Genomic DNA, 20,652 nt, shown 5'->3' on the forward strand with positions numbered 1-20,652 from the left:
AAGCGGTCATGACGATTCGAGCTCTTGCTTTGCGCAACATTCGCGGCAATTGGCGCTCATGCTGTGCTTTTTTCCTGAGCAGCACATTTTCCGTTATGGTTTTTTACATGTTTGCCGCGTTTCGATTCCATCCTGATGTGATGAACGGCCGTATACTAGGAGCTGACTCAGTGAGGCAGGGCATGATGTTTTGCCAGTATATCATCATTATATTCTCGGTACTGTTCGTGCTGTATTCTAGTTCGGCATTCATCCGGACGCGACGGCAGGAATTCGGCCTGCTTACTTTATTCGGAATGACACGATGGCAGCTGTGCAGATTGATCGTGTACGAGCATGCAAGCATTGCCGTGTCGGCCATTGGGCTGGGCATCGGCTCAGGCATCGCATTCAGTAAGCTGTTCTTCATGACGTTGGAAGTGCTGCTAGATCGGGAGGTATCGATCATATTTACCGTACCTATGGAAGCGCTAGGCTTGACCGTTGTCTGCTTTGCATTGTTGTTCGCGATTATATCTGTATGGGCTGCCTGCAAGACAGGCCATGGCGAGATCGTTGATATGCTTGAGGCTTCAAGAAAACCGGCAGAACAAGCCGACTTTTCTCATGGACTCGCAGCTCTGGCAGTCATCTGCTTAGGAACGGCTTATGGATTGGCACTTAGCATAAATATGAGGAATTTCCCGTTGTTGGCCATGCCGGTTATGATTTCAGTAACGATCGGTACGTACCTGTTCTTCACCCAGTTCAGCTTGTTAGTACTGCACTCTGTACAGAGAAGTCCAAGATTCTATTACCATCGTACCACGATGATTATCGTTGGTCAGCTGAGTTCCAGACTGAAGAGTAATGCAATGATGCTGTTTCTCGTGTCGATGCTGAGTGCGGTCATGGTGACGGCATCGGGTGCAATTTACATGATGAAGCGGGCCGTCCAGTTCGACGGCTATCGGACGCAGTACGAGAATGCGCAGGGTCTGATGGGTTTGACGATGTTCATTGGCCTGTTCATTAGCTTGTTATTTTTTATGGCGGCGGGCAGCGTGATTTATTTTAAGCTTTTTACCGAGCTTCGAGAGGATCAGGCACATTGCAAGGCACTGTCTCGGATCGGCTTGACGGAGGGTGAAATTCGAGGCATTGTTATGGCCCAAATCGGTATTCTCTTCTTTGCTCCCTGTATCGTCGGTACCATTCATGCCCTGATTGCTATGAAGGCATTGGACAATCTCCTGATGCTATCCAACTGGAGCTATTCATTTGCCGTTATCGGCATTTACCTGATCATGCATACGATTTATTTTCTAATCACCTGCCATGACTACATGAATAGCATACTGCGAGGTGCCCTTGGGCAAAGAATGGGGAGAAATTTATGAATACAGCACGAACTGGTTTCTGGGAAATGGCTGCCATTGTTGGTTGTGTGATGTTAGTCGTACTTGTAATGGCAACCTGTACACTGCCTTATGCTGCAGCGGAACAAGCGAAGGTGGAGCACACGTCTAGCACCAAAAAGATTGAGCAATTTATTGAAGAACAACGAGAGCGCAGTCAAATTCCGGGTATGTCCGTTGTTATTGTTGAAAAGGGAAAGACAATGTTTGAAAAAGGATTTGGCTATGCCGATCTAGATTCAAAGAAGCCTGTGACAGAACATACGTTGTTCGAATTAGGGTCTACGACTAAGGCTTTTACGGGACTAGCCATTTTGCAGCTTGAAAAGGCAGGATTGATTAACCGGACGGATGATGTAAGAAAATACCTGCCGTGGTTCACCATGAACAATGAAGGAAAGTCGGCCGCGATTACGATTGGTCAGCTGCTGTATCACACAAGCGGAATATCGGCCCGGACGATAGCCTTAATCCCCGAAGACGATACGGATCGTGCATTGGAGAAAACGGTGCGGATGCTGCTGGGACAACAATTGGATCGTAAGCCGGGCAGCTCACATGAGTATGCGACGATTAACTATGATGTGCTGGGACTAGTTATCGAGCAGGTAACGAAGCAGTCTTATGAAGCGTATATAAAGCAGCATGTGCTTGAGCCACTTGGCATGACAGATTCATTCGTCGGCATCCAGTCAGTTCTGCCTAGCGAGATGGCGACCGGATATCGAGTGGGTTTTCTGAAGCCAAGAGAATATCACCCGCCAATTTATCGTGGCAATAACCCAGCCGGATATCTAGTAAGCAACAGTATTGATATTGCGAAATGGATGAACGCACAGCTCGGATATGGGTTGAATGAGCAGGTAAGCAAGGCATTAGTGCAAGAATCGCATATGCCCGACAAATCCGTAGCACCGATCGATGATACCTACTATGCAAGCGGATGGAGTATCGGGGAGGATCAGAATCTTATTATGCATGCGGGCGCAAACCCTTCCTTCTCCTCTTACATCATTTTGCAGCAGGATCGGCAGCTTGGCGTTGCTGTCATTGCCAATGTGATGAGCGATGCTACGGCTGCTATTGGCCAAAGCGTGCTAACGCTGTGGAAGGGAGATAACCTCAGCAATCCGGTGCCGAATGATCGGATGCAGGCCCTGGATCAAGCAGCAACAATTGCAGCTGGGATTACAGGAGGACTTGCCCTACTGGGATGGCTGGCAGGTGGAAGGCTTGTCTGGAGTATCGCGAGACGGAAGCGTGTTTTGGTTTCGCTTGGTGTTATGCGAGTAATTGGATTTGTAGCCTTGCTGCTTGTGTGTGCAGGCGGGATTTGCCTGGTGCTTGCGCTTCCGAAGTTATTCCTTGAGGGCATGCCATGGTCATTTATCGCCGTATGGTCTCCGCCGACAATTGTCTTTGTTGCATGCTGCTTGGCAGCGATGTTTGCAGGATGGTTTATCTACGGTGCCTTGAAAATCGTTACGAAGAAAACTGGATAACGGATTACGGATAAAGAGTGGGGAAAGCTGTCGGATACCGACGGCTTTTTTATTAGGGAAAATTTGTGGAGCACATTAGGAATATGATGCGGGCTCATTTATAATGAGAACAGGCATGCAAGTATCGATACGAATTAGGAGTGGAATGTTGGTGGAATACACAGCTCAGCAAGTAGCGGAATGGATGATCGATGAAATTAGAACGAAGGGTGTCGCTTATCAGAGCGATGTCATTGAATATGTGAAGGCGCACTTCGGGGAGCATTTCGTATATGTGAATGAGAATGGGAATGCTTCGCTCGACAAGGAAGTGAAGAAGGCGTTCCGTAAGCTGCATCGCGGCAAAGTCGCATGGGACAGAGATGGATTCTGCTGGGGATGGACGTAAGCTTGGAGTAAAGAGATGGAGCAACTAACGCTGGATAACGAGGAACAACATGTTCCTCTGTATTTCTGGTGGAGTGGCAGCTGTCGCTGTCAATAGAGAAGCAGAAGGTGAAGGAGCGGTACGAGTTATGGCGCAGCAGAAATACTATGTGGTATGGGAAGGAAGTAAGCCAGGAGTCTATACGAGCTGGCCGGAATGCCAAGCGCAGGTGAGCAATTACAAGGACGCGAAGTATAAGTCCTATACCTCCCAGAGCGAAGCGGAGAAGGCCTATCGGGAAGGCTGGAAGAAGCATTGGGGTCAAGGCGCTGCGAAGAAGGGGGCTTCTGGGAAGTCCGCTGGGGCTGCTGCTTCCGTATCCAAATCAGAGATTGACTATAACAGCATTTCCGTAGATGTAGGGACGAGAGGGAATCCAGGGCCGATCGAGTATCAGGGAGTAGATACGAAGACAGGAGAAGTGATCTTTGCAAATGGGCCTATTCCCAATGGAACGAACAACCTAGGCGAGTTCCTTGCCATCGTGCATTCTTTGGCTTATCTCAAGCAGCAAGGCAGCAATAAGACGATATACAGTGATTCGCGAACCGCGATGAAGTGGGTACGCGAGAAGAAAGTGGCGACAACGCTTGTTCGCAATGAATCGACGCGGGAAGTGTGGAATTTAGTAGACCGGGCGCTTCATTGGCTGCAGACGAATACCTACAGCAATAAAATTCTGAAGTGGGAAACCGAGCATTGGGGCGAGATAAAGGCCGATTACGGGAGGAAATAGCCACTTCTCAACAGAGCTTTTGTACAGGTTGATTCAGAATTGGAACGGAGATCCACTTTTTACACAGATTAATCTGGAAGTATGGTATAATGGAACCATACTGATTCGGCTGTAGTCGCAATATCGTGCCCCGAACGTGACGTTTGGGGCTTTTATATTTACAGTCGGCGTATCAACATATCATGTGAGGAGAGATGGGGTTTGTACAGCTCGCGGAAGAAATCACAAGAGGATGTGCCGATGGAAATAACATCGGTGTGGATATGTTCGAGTGAAGATTGCAATGGATGGATGCGAGATAATTTCACTTTTTCAAATGAACCGACATGCCCGCAATGCAAGTCTGCTATGGTCAAGGGTGAGAAGAAGATAGCCGTTCTTGCCAACACGAGTCCAGTTCAATCCTCCAAGTAAGGGTTGACGGGGTTACTTGTGCATCAAGTTTATTCGTTATGAAGGGACACGAATTTTCGTGTCCCTTTTTGTATTTTAAAAGTAGATTATTACTTAATAAGCCCTATATTGCTGCCGAGTCATCAGATTACGAACTGCATCCGTAACCGATTCCTCCATGGAATAGAGGGTTTGGAATCCTTGCTGGCGAATTTGCGAATCGTCCCAAATGCGGTTGGTCGTTAATGTGTCCCATGCAAAAGGCGACATAGGATACGCTTTCCGTTGTTCCTCAGTCAGTTCAGCGGGGATATGGAGAAGGGAAGCGCGCTTGCCTGTAGCGGCATCGATGGCCTCTTTCAATTGCATCCAAGTCGTATCGAATCCTTTCAATACATAAACCCCATTATCCTGCCCGACCTCACCATATGTACCAAGCCACTCCATCGCACGGCCGATGTCGCGAGTATCGACGAGAGACACTTTCGTTGAACCATCTCCGATGATTGGATACTGATCGCGGGCATGTGCCGCGAACATTCTGGCGAAGAATGAGGATTGATCGCGTACTCCAATCGTGCTTGCCGGACGTAATATCACCGTCTTCATTCCGCTACGGAGGCCAGCTTCTTGTACGATCTTCTCCCTTGCTAGTCCTAACTGCTGTATCGGGTATATCGGTTGAGTATTATATCGTTCATCAATTGGTTCATTGCTGCGGAAATCATAGACAACAATGGTGCTTAACTGAACGAAGCGGGCTACTCCTTGCGCGGCCGCAGTGTCTGTCAACCATTTCGTCAATTGAATTTCTACGGGTGCGTCTGGGCGTATCGTCGAATTCAGCTTCGCATCTGCTGTGCAGTTGTAGACCACATCATGTCCTTGGATGACAGAAGCCAGTTCTGCACGGTTCTCCATATGGAGTTGGATGACTTGGGCGCCGCTCAGTTTGAGCCATGAGATATTGCTTGTATGCCGTGCGGCGGCGGTAACCTCATGCCCGGCATGCAGGAGTTGCTCCACGACATGGCTTCCAATGAAGCCGGTGCTTCCGAATACAATTGCTCTCATACGGTGTTCCTTCCTCCTAGGCCTTGCTCCATCACATTCCGAAATTATGAATTCAACATGCGCATGCTGTGCTGTTATCATAATCGAACTGCTTTTCTAATAAAAGTACGGTTATTTTATATAGTAACTATCCTGTTGAATAGTAATGGAAGCCATGCGAAAAAAAGGACAAGCCCAAATTTGAATGATTGCAACTTAGAGCGAAACCTTTCTCTAGATTGCCACGTTAAGAAGGCAACAGGAAGACATATATTGGATTATCATGCTTGGTGAACGAGGAGGAGGAACGGGTGAAAAGGATACTGTCAGGGATTGTGGCAGTTGTCATGCTGCTGCTTGTCATTCCTACACAGCTGCAAGCAGCTGCATCCATCAGCATTTACATGGATGGGGTGAAGCTGGTTACGGATCAGCCACCGACAACGCTTCAGGGTCGAACGATGCTTCCGATGCGCGCCATATTCGAAGCGCTTGATTCCAAGGTGTTGTGGGATCAGAGAAAGCAAATGGTGACGGCCATTAAGGACGATACTACCATTGTGCTGAAGATTGGCTCCAAGGCAGCGACCATAAACGGCTCCGCTGTTGTACTTGATGTACCGCCGCAGACATTGCTAGGGAGAACCATGGTGCCTGTACGCTTCGTCAGTGAGGCAATTGGGGCAGAGGTAGGCTGGGATCAGCGATCACAGAGCGTTTATATTCGGACACTCCCTGCAAACAAAACGGTATCCCCAGTAACAAGTGTCAGCGCGCAAACGACTGGCAAGTATGGAGATGGCCGTGATGTGGAGGTCAGCTTCTTGAAATCGGCAATGGAATCAGCGGTGGATCACTATCGCGTATTTGTAGTGAAGGCCGCGAATGTCTATGGATTCACCTTGTCGCAAGCATTGGCTGTTCCTACAGGTCAATATACCGTGGCGTTCCCGATTGGCGGGCCACAACAAGTGTCGCTTACATCCAACACTCGCGATGTAGATGGAGACCTTCTGAAGAAGAGTCAATCCTACGCGGTGTTAGTGCTTGCGGTAGGCAAAGGCACGAACAAGTCGGCGTTATCTTCAGCTTCCCAAACCCTAACATTAACGAACACAACAGTGTCCGCTGTAAGCAATGTGCAAGTACGCGATGTGGCCGACTACGGAGATGGCCGAGATCTACAGGTCAGCTTTACACGTCCGCAGTATGATGATTACATCGCGAATTATCAAATCCACGTTGTGAAGACAAGAGATGCCAATCGGTTTGACACGGCTGCTGCAAATGCTGTGCCCAACTCATTCTACACGACAATCTCCAAATCTGGTTCCAATTCTACGTTAGCGACAACGCTCTCCTCTTCCTCAAGAGATGTATCCGGTGATTATATTCGCAGCGATACTTCATATACCGTATTTGTACTCTCTGTAAGCAGCAATAGCAAGGTGTCTCCGCATGCGTTGTCTGCAGGTTCATCCTCTATTACGCTGGATCGCCCGATCGCGGCGCCGTCCATTACAAAAGTGGATGATGTGGGCAATTACGGGGATGGCCGTGACTTGCAGGTCAGCTTTATTCGTTCCAGCGATGAATCGAAGGTGAGCTATTACCGGATCTTTGTAGTCAGAAACCGAGATGCCGGAAGCTTCGATCTGTCCGATGCGAACCGAGTTCCGTCCGGCAGATATTATGATGTCGCGCGGAATGGATACAACATAACGACGACATTGCCGTCCAATGCCCGAGATGTACAGGGATCTTATATTGGCAATGGGGAGACGTACCGCGTATTCGTAATGGCAGTAGCCAAGGATGGCAATGCTTCTGCACTCTCCGCAGCATCTTCTGCGATCGTACTCAACAATAAAGGGAATGTTCAGGCATCTAAGAATGTAACGGTCAGTGATGTCAGCGATTATAATGATGGCCGTGATTTGCGAGTTAACTTCGAGCGGGCATCGGATGAGTCGGATATTAGCCAGTATCGAATTATGGTCGTAAAGTCCTCAGATGCTAATCGATTTACACTGTCCGGTGCAAATGAAATATCTAGATCAAATTATATCGCTGTCAGTACAACGGGACGACATCAAAGTATTGTGCTGCCTTCCAATGCCCGTGATGTGGATGGCTCTTCTATTCGAAATGGAGTCAGTTATCAGGTATTTGTCTTATCTGTTGGGAAGGGCAGTTACTCCAATGCCTTATCCAATCCGTCTTGGCCGATTACACTGGAGAATCGTGCTGTGGTATACTCCGCTACGAATGTGGGTGTTAAGGATGTTAGCGATTATCGTGATGGCCGAGATCTACAGGTAGCATATACCCGAGCAGTAGATGAGTCGAATATACGACAATATCGAGTGCTGGTCGTAAAATCAGCGAATGCAAGTCAGTTCGGCGTCTCTGCGGCTAGTGAAGTATCGCGATCCAATTACGCAGTTGTCAAAACGAACGGAGCGAATCATACTTTGACGTTGTCCTCGGATGCTCGTGATGTGGATGGTTCGTCCATTAAAAATGGCGTTAGTTATCGAGTCTTTATTTTGTCAGTAGGAGACAATGACAGCGGAGCCAATGCATTGTCTGCACCTTCTCCAAATATCGTCTTGGAGGATAACCTAGGGGCAGACACAGTTACAAATGTTGCTGTGAAAGGAACAAAGAACAGCGGCAATAGTCGGGATGTGGAAGTGAGCTTCTCGGCACCTGCTAATGATTCCACAATTGGCGAGTATCGAATTCTAATCGTTCCTTCGGAGAAGGCGGATGGCTATAAGCTATCTGCTGCAAATACCGTATCGGCAATCAATTATAAGAAGGTATCTAAGCAGGCGGGCGCTGTGAAGGAGATGCTGCCTGATGCTGCACGTGATGTGTACGGCAAGCAGCTCTCAAAAGGGATGGCATACCGAGTATTTATCTTATCTGTATCCGGAGGGAAAGGTGCATCCAATGCTCTCTCTGCTCCTTCCGAGGAGTTTATGCTGCTTGATCCTGCTGTTCCGGCAGCGGCGAATGTAACTGCTGTCCTGGAAGGGGAAGGAGCAATCCTCAAAGTATCATTCGATAAGGCAGCAGATAGCAAGGGCATCGCCTATTACGCGATAATGGCAGTTCCTTCTGGATACGCAGATAGCTTTACATTGACGGAAGCCAATCGGGTACGCAACGGAGGATATCGTGTGGTGAAGGTATCGGAGGAGGGTATCCTGACGCTTACTTCTTCAGATAAGGACATTACAGGATCCGCACTCCGAAGTGGTGTTGCCTATCGTATATTCATTCTGTCGATTGCAGATGGCCGACAAGCAACAGCCAATAATTTGTCCAAGGCATCTAATGAAATCATTCCTGGTGAAGCCTTCTAGAGCATACGAAGTAAATCTATAGGCAGTGATGTAGTAGGTAGATTCATAGAGGAAGGGGCTCCGATTGTATCGGGGCTCTTTGTTATGGGACAATGCGACAAGTTCAGGCATAGGGAGGAAAAAGGACTCGATTTTCTTGTAAAATTTTGCCGTTACCTGCTTGACTTTCGATTCTAGCAGCATTAATCTAGTGATATAGCACTAATAGATTTATTTTCCATTTCAATAGAGTCTATATTGATAAAGGCAAAACCATCGAAAGATGGCGACGCAAAGCTATAGGGGCTACGGCGAATCTCGCTAAGCCAGCCAGTTACCGATTATAGAGGAATAGCGGCAACGTCCATGTACGTTACGATCCCTTCTTATTTCGGTAAGTGGGGATCTTTTTTTTATTGCTTGCAAACTTCATATCATGCACTCCGTATTTGCACAAGGGCAAAGCCATTGAAAAATGGTGACGCAAAGCTATAGGGGCTACAGCGAATCTCGCTAAGCCAGCCAGTTACCAATCATGAAGCAGGGCAGTGTTGAATCGGTTATTCAGCTGTTCGCTTCGGGAGGAGAATGTATCGTGAAATGGGACAAGCGTGTTGTCGCACTTATTCTTGCTGTTATCATCGTATGCCCATTATTCGCAGTTCCGGTTCAAGCGCAGGAGCAGACTATTCTGGACAAGCTGGTTGTATTGCCTAACGGCGATTACAATCGAAGTGAGGCAGCTGCAATGAAGCAGCGGCTGGAGAAGTTTCCGACATCGGTCTTGAATGCTCTATATAGTAAAGGAGTTAAGATTAAGCTTACACAAGGAGCCATTACGGACGAGCCAGAACTTGCTTACCTGAAGGGAGTAGTACCAAGAGGGTGGGAAGGCACTGGATTGACATGGGACGATGTTCCTGGAGTGAGCGAGCGAGTTGTGGCGGTTCGCATCGGGTATAGCGAGAAAGGGAAGGGGCACAATTCGTTGAATCTGGAAATTCACGAGACACTGCATGCGGTTGACCGACTCGTTTTCAATGAAATTAGTGGTACTGAGGAATTCAATACCATTTTCAATAAAGAAGCAAGTGTAAAATATAAAGGTGATGGCTATGTCTCGACGTATCCAACGGAGTATTTCGCTGAAGCTGCTAGCTTGTATTTGTTTAGCGATACGACAAGGGACGATTTGAAGAGCAGCATGCCGTTAACTTATGAATTTATGGCTAAGCTATTTGCGAGCTAAGAGCCCTACATAGAAGAAGCGCCTCCTCGACATGCGTCGAAGAGGCGCTTTGCTGCATATTCGTGCTCAGTCGCGATTATGGGTACACGACATCAGCGTTTACTTTCTCCCACGATTCGAATTCATCCTTGTTGCGGTGGTAGTCATGGTAGTTCGTCGCTTCCATCACATCGGAATAGTACCAATCCGTAGGGGCGATATCCGGCCATTTCTTCGCGTCTTTGTGGACATCATCGTTGTGCACTTTTCGGTTCAGTACGCTGTTGATGAACGCCATTGCTTCGGCACGAGTGATGTACTGATTTGGCTTGAACTTGCCATCTGGATAACCCTTAATCCAGCCTTTGTTTGCTGCCGATACGATGTATTTCTCTGCCCAATGACCGCTGATATCGGAGAACAGTGTATTCGTCTGCTCATTCAGCTTATCGAATCTGGAAGCAATTGCGGCGAACTCTGCTCTTGTAATCGGTTTTTCTGGCAGGAAAGTGCCATCTGGGTACCCAGTGATAATCCCTGCACTCTCCATCGTGGAGATGTGTCTGTTCGACCAGCGCTTTTCGGCTACATCCTTGTAAGAGTTGGTGCCCTTCAAGAAGTTGGCCCGTGTGGTATTCTCCATTAAGCGGTAGAAGATAGCAGCCACTTCTTCGCGGCTGATCAGTTTTTTCGGCTTGATTTCCCCATCCGGATATCCATTGATGTAATTGTAATGATATTGCGTTTCTAACTTCGGCACCGGTGGCAATGGTGGAACTGGTGGCAATGGCTTGGAGCTTGGATAATAGGAGGTACTGCTGCCGCCACTGCTGCTGCCTCCGCCACTTGAGCTTTGCGTGTAATAGAAGATGTACTCTTGCCCTTCCTTATCGGTGAAGGTGTAAGTGTCAGTGGATTTCACAGGTGTGTACCCCGATATGGACAGTGCCGTAAGTTCGACCTTCTCCCCCGCTTTGCCGCTCTTAATCGTTGGATTTACGAGCTGCTTGCCTGTTCCTTGTTCCACATATTTAATCGTTACTTGCTGATCTGGCTTGCTGATTGGATTCTTGATGTAGAGGATCCTGAACGTCTGTGAAGCATCTGCAGTGAAGACATAGTTGTAAGTAGACTGCTCTGGATTGTATACAGCGTCTGTCACTGTGATCGGTGTTGGCTTCAGTGTGATGTGCTCTCCGGCTTTGCCTTTCAACGAAGTTGGTTCTGCTACCGGTGCAAGAGTCTCCTTATCCAGATGCAGTACCGTCAGCAGCAATGCCTCTACAGGATCGCCCTTTTTGTAGTAAATCGTGTACTGTTGTTCTGGAGTTCCGTCAATCGTAATGTCATGATTGAACTTTAAAGGCTGATAGACAGCGTCTGCTACGGAGATTGGCTCTGCTGTTACATGAACGACTTCGCCAGACTTGCCGCTGACCGTAGTAGGCTCATGCAGCACTGCGTCAGTGCCTTCTTCAAGGTGATGAACAGTCACGAAATAGGTTGGCAGCTCTTTCTTGCTGTAGAAGAACGTATAGGATTGTTTAGCTTGCTCAGTGATTGTGTATTCATGCTGGTAGGAGTCTGGCACGTAGATTGCACCATCAACTGTAATATCTTCTGCTCTCAGTGTGATGGTTGCTCCAACCTTGCCGCTTGTTGAAGTGGATTCCTTCAGAACTGTGCCAGTAGCTGCATCCTTATAGTGGACGTGCACGGTGCGTTCTTGAGGAGTAACGTCCTTCTTGGTGTAGAAGAAGGTGTGCTCTTGGTTAGCCTCAGCAGTGAACGTGTATTTTACTTCTGGATTGACTGGAGTGTAGCCTGTGACTTCTAGTGCAGTCAGTGTTATTGATTCTCCAGTTTTGCCGTCTTTCGAAGAATCTTTTGCGATAGGAAGCTTGGTGTCTTGGTCAATGTAGTGGATGGTTACTTTTTGTGGATTCGCGGTGTAGAAGAATTTGTACGTGTCGTTTTTATCTGTGAATGTGTAAAGCTCTCTTTCTACCTCAGGCGTATAGCCAGGAATCTTCTTGGCTTCCAACCCAAGCTTCGTGCCGGTAGGCCGGTTATGAGTTTCAGAATCTGCAAGTGTTTCTTTGGTTTCTTTACTCAAATACTCCACTGTCAGTGTCTGTTGGCTTGGCGTATACCAGAATGTGTATACATTGTCCTCGGCCTTGAACGTATAGCTATCTTCAGCCTTGTCAGCTGTAAAGCCTGGAATGCTTAGAGCCTTCAACGTAATCGTCTGGCCAGTGACACCTTGTTCAGATGTTGGGGCAGCGATTTCTCTGTTTGTAAGACTGCTGACATGTTTGATGATTACTTTTTGAGCGTTCGCTTTGTAGAAGAAGGTAACCACATTATCCGCAGCTTTTACAGTATAGGTTACTTCCGTCTTCTCAGGCGTGTAGCCCGGGATGTCGATAGCTTTCAACGTAACAGACTCGCCAATCTTACCTGAATGAGAAGTGTCATCGTTAGCGATGGACTTGCCGGTATCCTTATCGACGAACTTGATCGTGATAGGGAGATCCGCCTTTTTGTAGAAGAAGGTAACTACGTTATCGGCTGCTTTGACAGTGTAGGTTACTTCCGCCTTCTCAGGCGTGTAGCCTGGGATGTCCAGAGCTTTCAACGTAACGGCCTCGCCAATTTTACCTGAATGAGATGTGTCGTCGTCAGCGATGGACTTGCCGGTATCCTTATCGACGAACTTGATGGTAATAGGGAGATCCGTCTTCTTGTAGAAGAAGGTAACCACATTATCCGCAGCTTTTACAGTGTAGGTTACCTCCGCCTTCTCAGGCGTGTAGCCTGGGATGTCCAGAGCTTTCAACGTAACGGCCTCGCCAATTTTACCTGAATGAGATGTGTCGTCGTCAGCGATGGACTTGCCGGTATCCTTATCGATGAACTTGATCGTGATAGGGAGTGCTGTCTTCTTGTAGAAGAAGGTATATTCGTTGTCCTTGGCCTTAAATGTGTATTGAACTTCGGCGTTCTCAGGCGTGTATCCCGGGATGTCGAGTGCCTTCAACGTAATCGTCTGTCCGTCGGTGCCGGAGAGCGAAGTATCGTCGTCAGCGATGGATGTGCCGGAGTCCTTATCTACATACTTAATCGTTAGCTTTTGTGGAGCTAGCATATATCCGAACCATACTGTTTTGTTAGGTTCCTGCAGTGTTAACGTTTCTTCTGTAGGGTCGGTGCCCTTTTTCAACACATAGTTGTCGAGCTTCGGAGCAGGAACCTTGTACTTCGGCCCTATATCCAGCGCATCCTTCCCATTGACAGTGAAAGACTCGCTGTACAACTGCTCTGCAAGATCCACACGTTCGACAACCTTGCCGTCTGCGTTAATAGGCTCGCCTTGTTCATTAACCTTGTAGCCTTTCACAAGAATGGAGCCTTTGCCGAAGCTGACTTGTGGCACTTCAAAATCTTTTGTTGTACGTTGTCTATTCACATCTGTGTATTCCATGGTGGTACGTCCGTTTGTCGGGTAATTGACATCGGCACTCGGATTTTTAGAAGAGTCCATTTTGATGGTATATGTCAGGGTTGCCGGACTTCCCTCTACAATGTTGCCAACGTCCCATACAAACGTTTCCGAAGCTGCATCCCATTTCACCGTGCCTTGAGATGCTGTATAGTCTTGCTTTTCAACAGGTGCATTGCCCTTGAAATTAAGGTTAAACATTTCACCCATCGGATCCTTGACTACAGCATTTTCAGCCGCGTAGGAAATTTTCCCTGCCAGTTCAGAGAAAACCTTCTCCAGCTCCGCGCTGTCAGATGGGTAATAGTTGTTTGCTGAAGCGCTGTTCTTTAATACATATACAGCGTTAGCATCATTGCCGACCTCAAGCCCAATCGAATAAATGGTGACTCCTGCATCCTTGGATGCTTTGGCTTGAGATATCGTAGGAATTCCATTGTCCTTAACCGTATAGTTATCTACTTTGTATCGATCCCCAAACAAGCCAGAGGATAATTCATAGCTGCTGCCGGATCCGATAGTCTTGGTGTAGTCAAAGTTGGACAGTACAAAGTTATACTTGTTGTTGGGCCATGAATAAGGAGCGGCCTTTTTTGCAGGAGAACTGAACGTTGGCGCACCGTCGCTAAGCAGCACAATAAATTTATTTTTAGCTGAACTCTTTGTAGTTAGTAACTGATGTGCTGTGTTGAGAGCGCCTTGTATGTTTGTCCCTCCGGAAGCCGAGATGCCCTTAATTTTGTTCAGGAGCTGCTGTTTATCATTCTGGCCAAGGAATCTGGATGATGTATCCTCTGCGCTGGTGCTAAACGTGACAAGAGCAATTCTTGTTTTGACGTTGGACAAAAGCAGTGTATTTGCAAATTTCTCCGCAGCTTTTTTGGCATTGTCTAACCGTTTGTAGCTTTTCATACTGTCTGACTTGTCTAAGACAAGTACAACATCGGTGTCACCGGCTTCAACGTTCTTCCCTTCGGCGGTCAGAGTAATCTGCCACTCTCCTGGCGTCCCGGTTGGCTTCGCTGTCTTGCTTAATTTCACAGCACCTGGCTCTGGCCAAATTGGATCACGTGCGGCTGCATCTGCACTTTGCAGTGTGTGAGGAATAAACCCGAAGAACACGGCAAATACGCACAGCCATGTTACGGCCAACTTTACTCTACGTTTCATTCAATTCGCCACCTCATTTTTTCATTTTATTCCTCCCCTACCGAAGTGAGTCCATGCCTCCTCATTCTTATTTATATAGCTCAACGGAAAGTTAATTCCGCCAGAACTTCACATAAATAAAAAAAGTCCAGCTGCAAGTAACAGAATTGTTAGTTGCAGCTGGACTATCATAGGTCGTAGAACCGTTAGACTCCGAAGCTTTGCGGCCTAATCTTTCGATTAGTGTGCCCTATGTGATTGATCAATCATAACACCTCTTATCCAAGCGAAGATGACTGTAATCATAGGCATAGGGAACTATCAAGCTCAATATAGGTTACGAGGAACAATTTGTCAATGATAAGAAAATACTAGTTTGTATACATACTACAAGTATTAACCTACTAGAGTTGATTCATACCTGATAATCCATCTATATGCCTCCAACTTAATAACTATTCATCGCTATCAGAAGGAAATAACGGATTGAAACGCTCCCATGCCCGTACGATAATGAGTAGAGCAGATAATCTAGCAATCGGCTTCATGAATACCAAGGTGTGTCGAGTGAGACTGAATGAAGAGCAAATAGAGCTTAAGATTTTTGTAAGGATTGAGTAAGGAATTAGAGAGGAATGCCTCATACAATAAAGTCATCGGGAAGCACGCATTGAGCGGGAGGAGATACTGGGATGACGTATTTATTACGTACACATCATTTGACAAAGACGTTCCTAGACAAAGAGGTTGTCTCGAATGTGAATATGAACATCCGTCAAGGAGAGATATATGGATTTTTGGGTCCGAATGGGGCCGGTAAGACAACAATTATGAAAATGATTACGAACTTAATTAAGCCTACAATGGGTCAAATTGAAGTATTCGGGGAAGCGCTAGCCCCTAAGTCGTATCATCTGCTGGCTCGGATGGGGACAATTATCGAATACCCTGTATTTTATGACAAGCTGTCGGCACGAGAGAATATGGAGCTGCACTGCGAGTACATGGGATATCACAACATGAAGGCCATAGATGAGGCATTGGAGCTGGTGAAGCTCAACCATGTGGGTGATAAAGCAGTTAAAGATTTCTCGCTTGGAATGAAACAGCGGCTAGGGATCGCCAGAGCGATCGCAACGAAGCCGGAGCTGCTTCTGTTGGATGAACCTATTAATGGGCTGGATCCGATAGGGATTAAGGAGATACGCGATTTGCTTCTCATGCTGAGCAGACAATATGGTACAACGATATTGATATCAAGTCATCTGCTGGGTGAAATTGAGCTTGTTGCAGATACGATTGGTGTCATTAATAAGGGTCGATTAATTGCAGAAGTGTCTATGGATGAGGTTCGTATGAAAAATAGCGAATATATTGAGATTGTGACGAATGATTGCACGCGAGCTGCGTTCCTGCTCGAAGATAAACTAGGCATACACAATCTACGAGTCATGGATGAGCGCATAATTCGAGTATATGATCCGAATATCCAGCAGGGAGTGCTGACGAAGGAACTGGTCGTGAACGATATTTTAATAGAATCGATCCATAAGAAAAACAGCTCTTTAGAGGAATACTTCTTATCTTTGTTGGATGGAGGCGATCATGTTGCGTAATTTGATAGCTTTGGAGCTTCGGAAGCATCACATAGGAGGGTATATTCGAAACGCAATTATTGCAAATATTGTCGCGATTGCCATCTTATTCTTAATGTTATACAGTCCTAACATGATGGAAGAAGTTGTTTTCGCGGATTACACTGCCCTTTTTGTGGGTGTGGATTCATTTGTACGAATGATCTTTATCGTCTTTGCAGCAGTATTGATATCTCGGTTCATTATTGATGAATATAAATCAAAGACAATAAACATCCTATTTATGTATCCAATAAGTCGGAAAAAGATCCTCCTCAGCAAGTTGGCCATTATCGCCATTTTCACATTTAGCAATATTATTGTGTCTGAAATTGTGCTCAACGCGATCTTGTTGACAGCAAATGCAATTGTACCCATTATACAAGAGCCCCTGACTTTGTCGATAATTGGGGGAGGGGCATTGAAGTTGATCATGAATGCAATGGCTGCAAGCATTATGAGCCTCATTCCGCTATATTTCGGCATGAGAAAATATTCGACACCGACGACGATCATGTCTTCCTTGCTCATTGTTTCCATCGTGTGCTCGAATAATGGGGGAGTCTCGCTGAATTCAATCATTATCGTTCCGATCATCTTGGCACTGATCGGTGCATTCGTAATGTACATGACAATAAAGAAGGTTGAGCACGTAGATGTGGTCAATTAGTTGAATACGCTGACGTTGTCTGAGCCTGAGAAGACTTGGACAACGGGAAATTAAAACAAATTAAAAAACAGGAATTGCTATTTGGGTAACCTTGTGGTAAGATGACTATATTCAAATTTGACCTGATTCACATATTGCAGAGGGTTATTTTGAAGATAGAATAACCTTGTCCAATATGTGAATTTTATTTATTTATGTAAATAAGAGGTCATGTAAATTTTAGGAGGTATTTGTTCATGCAAACAGGTACAGTTAAATGGTTCAACGCAGAAAAAGGTTTCGGTTTCATCGAAGTTGAAGGCGGTAACGATGTATTCGTACACTTCTCCGCAATCACTGGCGACGGCTTCAAAACGTTGGACGAAGGCCAACGCGTTGAGTTCAACGTAGTTGAAGGCAACCGTGGACCACAAGCTGAGAACGTTGTAAAGCTGTAAGACACGAAATTACAATGCCCCAGACCTAAGGTTTGGGGCATTTATTAATTTATGCGGCAGGGATGCCGTATGAATAGCAAAGAGCCGTCCTCAGGGGCGGCTCTTTGTGTTTCTGCTTCGCTCTTGTTATATTCGCAGCCACGCCATTTATTTGTCGATCTTTTTTGTTGTGGAAGGCAGTATAGTGGGGACGATGTATGTTATGCTATTGTTCGAAGCGAGCTTATGGCAGCTTCCATCTCGTATGACAATGGCAATCATATTGAGCCATTTTTGGACAGATAAATATAGAGGCTGGTGGATACGTACAACATGGAACTATCCGAGATAACTTCTTATTTTACCGAAGAGCATTTGAAGGCGTTGTTGGAGCAATTCCGTTCCTTCGGGCCGCTGCCGGGCATATTACTGACGTTCATGAAGTCCTTTATCCCGCCGCTGCCTACCCTCGTTATTGTAGGTGTGAATGCTGCAGTATATGGGTTGTGGCTCGGATTTCTCTATTCATGGATTGGAATCGTGAGCGGCTGCATGCTGACGTTCCTCATTGTGCGCAAGGCAGCAGGCCACCCGTTGCTCGCTCGCTGGGCTGAGAAGCCGAAGGTGAAGAAGAGCATGCTGTGGGTGCGTCATAATGCATTCAGTTATGTCTTCTTGCTTAGTATTTTCCCAGTAGGTCCCTTCGTTCTTATTAATATGGTCGCGGCTGTTGCGCGCATGCGAATCCGCTCCTTCTTCATTGCGATTCTCTTTGGCAAGGCGCTCATGGTATTCTCCGTATCCTATATTGGTCACGATATACAACGATTTATTGATCATCCGTTGCAGCTTATTTTTGTCGTCCTATTTATAGGCCTGTCTCTGTTGATTAGCAAAAAAATTGAAGCACGCTTCACACGGCATACTTCTGATGAAGAAGGGCATATAGACGCTGCCTTAGAACAGCATAAGCAGTCAGTGTAGAACGGCGATTAGGGTCTCGGCTGGAGGTAGAATGATTGCGCCCTTCCGTCTAGTCAACGTCGCAGCTGCATGTGAATGATGATCCCCGGATAACTCCGGGGATTTTTATTTGCGACCATCTACAGTTGGCGTGAACCGTAGAGCCTGTATTATGTCATGAAGTAAAGGTGCCTTTTGCTTTGTTTACAATTTCCGTAATACGTGACTCGTGCTGCTCCAGCTTCTTTTTGGACTGATCGATTTGACGAATTAGGGAGACGAGTGATGTTAGCGACTGAAGTGAATTTTTGGCGTCTCCCTTCTTAATTGCTTGATTGAGCAATGACCATAGTGGCGTAGTGCGTTTCTGTAACTCACTAACCGTGCTTCGTTCTGATTTCATTTGGGTATTCACGGTATTGATGCCTGCCAGAATATCACGTACGCGTTTTACGAATTTTGATTTGCTCTCACGTGCCTTCTTTACTGCTTCTACCTTTGTTTTAATGTCCATTCTTGCTAATTGGACTGCAGCCTTCACAATATCGCGCTGCTTGCGCAGGATTTCTTTTTTGTCGTCTTTCTTGGAGCCCATGCGGGATAGCTGATCGTTCAGGAGCTGATATGAAGCGAATAGCGGCTCGTAGCGTTGTCTTGTTTGCTTCAGAGAGGCTTCTAGTTTATTAATCTTGTCGGTATCCCAGTGTTGGAGCTTACTGCGTACATTAGTCAGGGTTTCTTTATTTTTGGCTTGCATCTGCTTCAGGGTGCTGTCTCGCTGCAGGCTCTGATTTTGCAAGGAAATGAGCTCGCTGTACATGGAGTCTATGGAGCTGGCTTGGGTGGAAGCTGCGGATTCAGCCATCTTCGTCAATGCACTCTTCGCTGTGGGGGACAATTCCTTGCTTGCTGCTTGCGTTGCAGTTGATAGCAATGGCTGTAGAAGCAACACGGCGAGCAGCACTGCTGAGACTTGCCAACCTCTCTGTTTCATTTGTAAACCTCCTCTTGGTCGTTAACTTCAGGACAACAAAAAAACCCGCAAGAAGGGCATGATTGCCCATTCCTACGGGTGCTTCCGTCGCAAGAAATTACGATATATTATTCACATGTAAAATATAACCAAATGAATAGAGTCTTGTCAAGGTAGTCTGGATATCTGATTGGACAGAGTAGAGACATCAACAGATGCATGTTGCAAAAATGTAAGTAAATAAGGGCGGATTGTCATATTAATCAATAGGTACTGTGAATGGCTCGTTGTATACTGGATACTATAGAAAACAGTGAATGTATGAAGAACTTCAAGTTACCCTACCCTTAGGAGGAATGAAATGATGATCGTAACGACAACACCATCGATTCAAGGCAGAGAAATTGTAGAATATATAGATATTGTAACGGGAGAGACAATCATGGGAGCCAACGTCGTACGGGACTTCCTTGCCTCTGTGCGTGATGTAGTAGGCGGTCGCTCTGGTGCATATGAGAGCAAATTGAAGGAAGCGCGTGTCATTGCGATGGAAGAAATGAAGGATGCGGCAAGACGACTTGGCGCCAACGCAATTGTCGGCATTGACGTGGATTATGAAGTGGTGCGAGAAGGCATGTTGATGGTTGCAGTAAGCGGTACGGCAGTCGTTGTTCGTTAGTACAAGCGCTAGAACAAAATAAGAATAAATAAGAGGTCTGTGTCTCATTGTGAGCGCACAGACCTTTCGCTGTAAAAAAAATGCGGCCAGCCTCAGTCCATAGACGGATGAAGCCAGCCGCGGACGTCGAAGCTGAGCGATTCTACTTCGTGTGGGCATAATTGGTGTTGTTCGTTAGTGTAGGGAGCATACGCGACGATTCAACCATTGTAGACTGGCAGATCGGGCAAATGGGGGTGTCGTCGAATGTGAAGTTCTCCCGCATCCAACAGGAGCAGCCGTCCTGACTGCATTGCCAGATGGATGTTTGCTCCTCGGGAACTGGCTCGGGTTGTTTTTTTGCATAGTACATGGTAGAACCCTCCTTTTATTTGTGCGCGCTGATGAGATGGGATAAATAAAAGCGCGGGCTGAATGAAAAGAACTGCCCCTATGGACAGCCCTTCTATTCACGGTTGACTCGGCAAGTTCCAAGTATGTCTGCAAGCGCAGTCGGTACAGTGAAAACGAATGTTATGCAGCTCACAAGCGTTTTCGCAAGTTGCCGCTCTTCTATTATGTGAGGCAACTTAGA

Annotated in this window: 16 protein-coding genes and 3 riboswitches; of the genes, 12 read left to right on the forward strand and 4 right to left on the reverse strand. The window is 46.6% G+C overall.

The annotated features are described in order from the left end of the window. Positions 1 to 8: 8 nt before the first annotated feature. The 5 genes from BP95_RS0125000 (at position 9) to BP95_RS0125020 (ending at position 4,476) form a co-directional block, all read left to right on the forward strand. Entirely contained in the window at positions 9 to 1,379 is a 1,371-nt protein-coding gene (locus BP95_RS0125000; protein ID WP_021252739.1) for an FtsX-like permease family protein, read from the forward strand. Continuing rightward, positions 1,376 to 2,899 (forward strand): serine hydrolase domain-containing protein, encoded by a 1,524-nt coding sequence (locus BP95_RS31355; protein WP_021252738.1) that lies wholly within the window; start codon positions 1,376 to 1,378, stop codon positions 2,897 to 2,899. Before BP95_RS0125000 ends, BP95_RS31355 begins: the two co-directional genes overlap by 4 nt. Before the next feature lie 151 nt (positions 2,900 to 3,050). Then, positions 3,051 to 3,287, forward strand: coding sequence for a DUF6953 family protein (locus BP95_RS0125010; RefSeq protein ID WP_021252737.1), 237 nt, complete (start codon positions 3,051 to 3,053; stop codon positions 3,285 to 3,287). 127 nt (positions 3,288 to 3,414) lie between these two features. Continuing rightward, entirely contained in the window at positions 3,415 to 4,062 is a 648-nt protein-coding gene (gene rnhA / locus BP95_RS0125015) for a ribonuclease H (protein WP_028533502.1), read from the forward strand. A gap of 201 nt (positions 4,063 to 4,263) precedes the next feature. After that, positions 4,264 to 4,476, forward strand: coding sequence for a cold-shock protein (locus BP95_RS0125020; RefSeq protein ID WP_021252735.1), 213 nt, complete (start codon positions 4,264 to 4,266; stop codon positions 4,474 to 4,476). Positions 4,477 to 4,569: 93 nt separating this feature from the next. Here the strand turns inward: BP95_RS0125020 and BP95_RS0125025 are convergent, their stop codons facing one another. After that, positions 4,570 to 5,529, reverse strand: a complete 960-nt coding sequence (locus BP95_RS0125025) for an NAD-dependent epimerase/dehydratase family protein (RefSeq protein WP_028533503.1) — start codon at positions 5,527 to 5,529, stop codon at positions 4,570 to 4,572. 290 nt (positions 5,530 to 5,819) lie between these two features. Between BP95_RS0125025 and BP95_RS31360 the strand changes: the two genes are divergently transcribed. Then, on the forward strand, positions 5,820 to 8,882 hold the full coding sequence (locus BP95_RS31360; RefSeq protein WP_036667606.1) for a copper amine oxidase N-terminal domain-containing protein: 3,063 nt from the start codon (positions 5,820 to 5,822) through the stop codon (positions 8,880 to 8,882). 235 nt (positions 8,883 to 9,117) lie between these two features. Beyond that, a riboswitch (cyclic di-GMP riboswitch) is annotated at positions 9,118 to 9,203 on the forward strand. A gap of 106 nt (positions 9,204 to 9,309) precedes the next feature. Continuing rightward, positions 9,310 to 9,395: riboswitch (cyclic di-GMP riboswitch) on the forward strand. A gap of 61 nt (positions 9,396 to 9,456) precedes the next feature. After that, positions 9,457 to 10,110: an anthrax toxin lethal factor-related metalloendopeptidase gene (locus tag BP95_RS0125035; protein WP_028533504.1), complete on the forward strand. Its 654-nt coding sequence runs from the start codon at positions 9,457 to 9,459 to the stop codon at positions 10,108 to 10,110. Between the two features lie 76 nt (positions 10,111 to 10,186). Here the strand turns inward: BP95_RS0125035 and BP95_RS32145 are convergent, their stop codons facing one another. Further along, complete coding sequence (locus tag BP95_RS32145) at positions 10,187 to 14,764, reverse strand: MucBP domain-containing protein (protein ID WP_028533505.1); 4,578 nt, start codon at positions 14,762 to 14,764, stop codon at positions 10,187 to 10,189. Between the two features lie 151 nt (positions 14,765 to 14,915). Then, a riboswitch (cyclic di-GMP riboswitch) is annotated at positions 14,916 to 15,003 on the reverse strand. Positions 15,004 to 15,435: 432 nt separating this feature from the next. Here BP95_RS32145 and BP95_RS0125045 point away from each other — a divergent pair. The 4 genes from BP95_RS0125045 to BP95_RS0125060 all read left to right on the forward strand — a co-directional run bounded on the left by BP95_RS0125045 (position 15,436) and on the right by BP95_RS0125060 (position 18,447). Beyond that, positions 15,436 to 16,359: an ABC transporter ATP-binding protein gene (locus tag BP95_RS0125045; RefSeq protein WP_021255718.1), complete on the forward strand. Its 924-nt coding sequence runs from the start codon at positions 15,436 to 15,438 to the stop codon at positions 16,357 to 16,359. Next, entirely contained in the window at positions 16,349 to 17,047 is a 699-nt protein-coding gene (locus tag BP95_RS0125050; protein WP_021255719.1) for an ABC transporter permease, read from the forward strand. The genes BP95_RS0125045 and BP95_RS0125050 overlap by 11 nt, the downstream gene beginning before the upstream one ends. 236 nt (positions 17,048 to 17,283) lie before the next feature. Beyond that, entirely contained in the window at positions 17,284 to 17,484 is a 201-nt protein-coding gene (locus BP95_RS0125055) for a cold-shock protein (protein ID WP_005543633.1), read from the forward strand. A 312-nt stretch (positions 17,485 to 17,796) separates the two neighbouring features. Further along, positions 17,797 to 18,447 (forward strand): TVP38/TMEM64 family protein, encoded by a 651-nt coding sequence (locus BP95_RS0125060; protein WP_021255720.1) that lies wholly within the window; start codon positions 17,797 to 17,799, stop codon positions 18,445 to 18,447. Between the two features lie 154 nt (positions 18,448 to 18,601). Here the strand turns inward: BP95_RS0125060 and BP95_RS0125065 are convergent, their stop codons facing one another. After that, positions 18,602 to 19,420 (reverse strand): hypothetical protein, encoded by an 819-nt coding sequence (locus BP95_RS0125065; RefSeq protein ID WP_028533507.1) that lies wholly within the window; start codon positions 19,418 to 19,420, stop codon positions 18,602 to 18,604. A 343-nt stretch (positions 19,421 to 19,763) separates the two neighbouring features. On the opposite strand from BP95_RS0125065, the gene BP95_RS0125070 reads away from it, so the two are divergent. Then, positions 19,764 to 20,078: a YbjQ family protein gene (locus tag BP95_RS0125070; RefSeq protein WP_021255722.1), complete on the forward strand. Its 315-nt coding sequence runs from the start codon at positions 19,764 to 19,766 to the stop codon at positions 20,076 to 20,078. Positions 20,079 to 20,220: 142 nt separating this feature from the next. Here the strand turns inward: BP95_RS0125070 and BP95_RS0125075 are convergent, their stop codons facing one another. Then, a complete protein-coding gene (locus BP95_RS0125075) occupies positions 20,221 to 20,430 on the reverse strand; it encodes a cold-shock protein (RefSeq protein ID WP_021255723.1) in 210 nt (69 codons plus the stop codon). Between the last annotated feature and the right edge of the window lie 222 nt (positions 20,431 to 20,652).

The sequence above is a fragment of the Paenibacillus sp. UNC217MF genome (assembly GCF_000686865.1).
In the GTDB taxonomy this organism is placed as follows: domain Bacteria; phylum Bacillota; class Bacilli; order Paenibacillales; family Paenibacillaceae; genus Paenibacillus_B; species Paenibacillus_B suaedae.

Bases quoted from the DNA above. Each gene is read 5' to 3' on its own strand.
- BP95_RS0125000 (WP_021252739.1), top strand. From the start codon at position 9: ATGACGATTCGAGCTCTTGCTTTGCGCAACATTCGCGGCAATTGGCGC.
- BP95_RS32145 (WP_028533505.1), bottom strand. From the start codon at position 14,764: ATGAAACGTAGAGTAAAGTTGGCCGTAACATGGCTGTGCGTATTTGCC.
- BP95_RS0125050 (WP_021255719.1), top strand. From the start codon at position 16,349: ATGTTGCGTAATTTGATAGCTTTGGAGCTTCGGAAGCATCACATAGGA.
- rnhA (WP_028533502.1), top strand. From the start codon at position 3,415: ATGGCGCAGCAGAAATACTATGTGGTATGGGAAGGAAGTAAGCCAGGA.
- BP95_RS0125055 (WP_005543633.1), top strand. From the start codon at position 17,284: ATGCAAACAGGTACAGTTAAATGGTTCAACGCAGAAAAAGGTTTCGGT.
- BP95_RS0125060 (WP_021255720.1), top strand. From the start codon at position 17,797: ATGGAACTATCCGAGATAACTTCTTATTTTACCGAAGAGCATTTGAAG.
- BP95_RS0125065 (WP_028533507.1), bottom strand. From the start codon at position 19,420: ATGAAACAGAGAGGTTGGCAAGTCTCAGCAGTGCTGCTCGCCGTGTTG.
- BP95_RS0125075 (WP_021255723.1), bottom strand. From the start codon at position 20,430: ATGTACTATGCAAAAAAACAACCCGAGCCAGTTCCCGAGGAGCAAACA.
- BP95_RS31355 (WP_021252738.1), top strand. From the start codon at position 1,376: ATGAATACAGCACGAACTGGTTTCTGGGAAATGGCTGCCATTGTTGGT.
- BP95_RS0125070 (WP_021255722.1), top strand. From the start codon at position 19,764: ATGATCGTAACGACAACACCATCGATTCAAGGCAGAGAAATTGTAGAA.
- BP95_RS0125025 (WP_028533503.1), bottom strand. From the start codon at position 5,529: ATGAGAGCAATTGTATTCGGAAGCACCGGCTTCATTGGAAGCCATGTC.
- BP95_RS0125045 (WP_021255718.1), top strand. From the start codon at position 15,436: ATGACGTATTTATTACGTACACATCATTTGACAAAGACGTTCCTAGAC.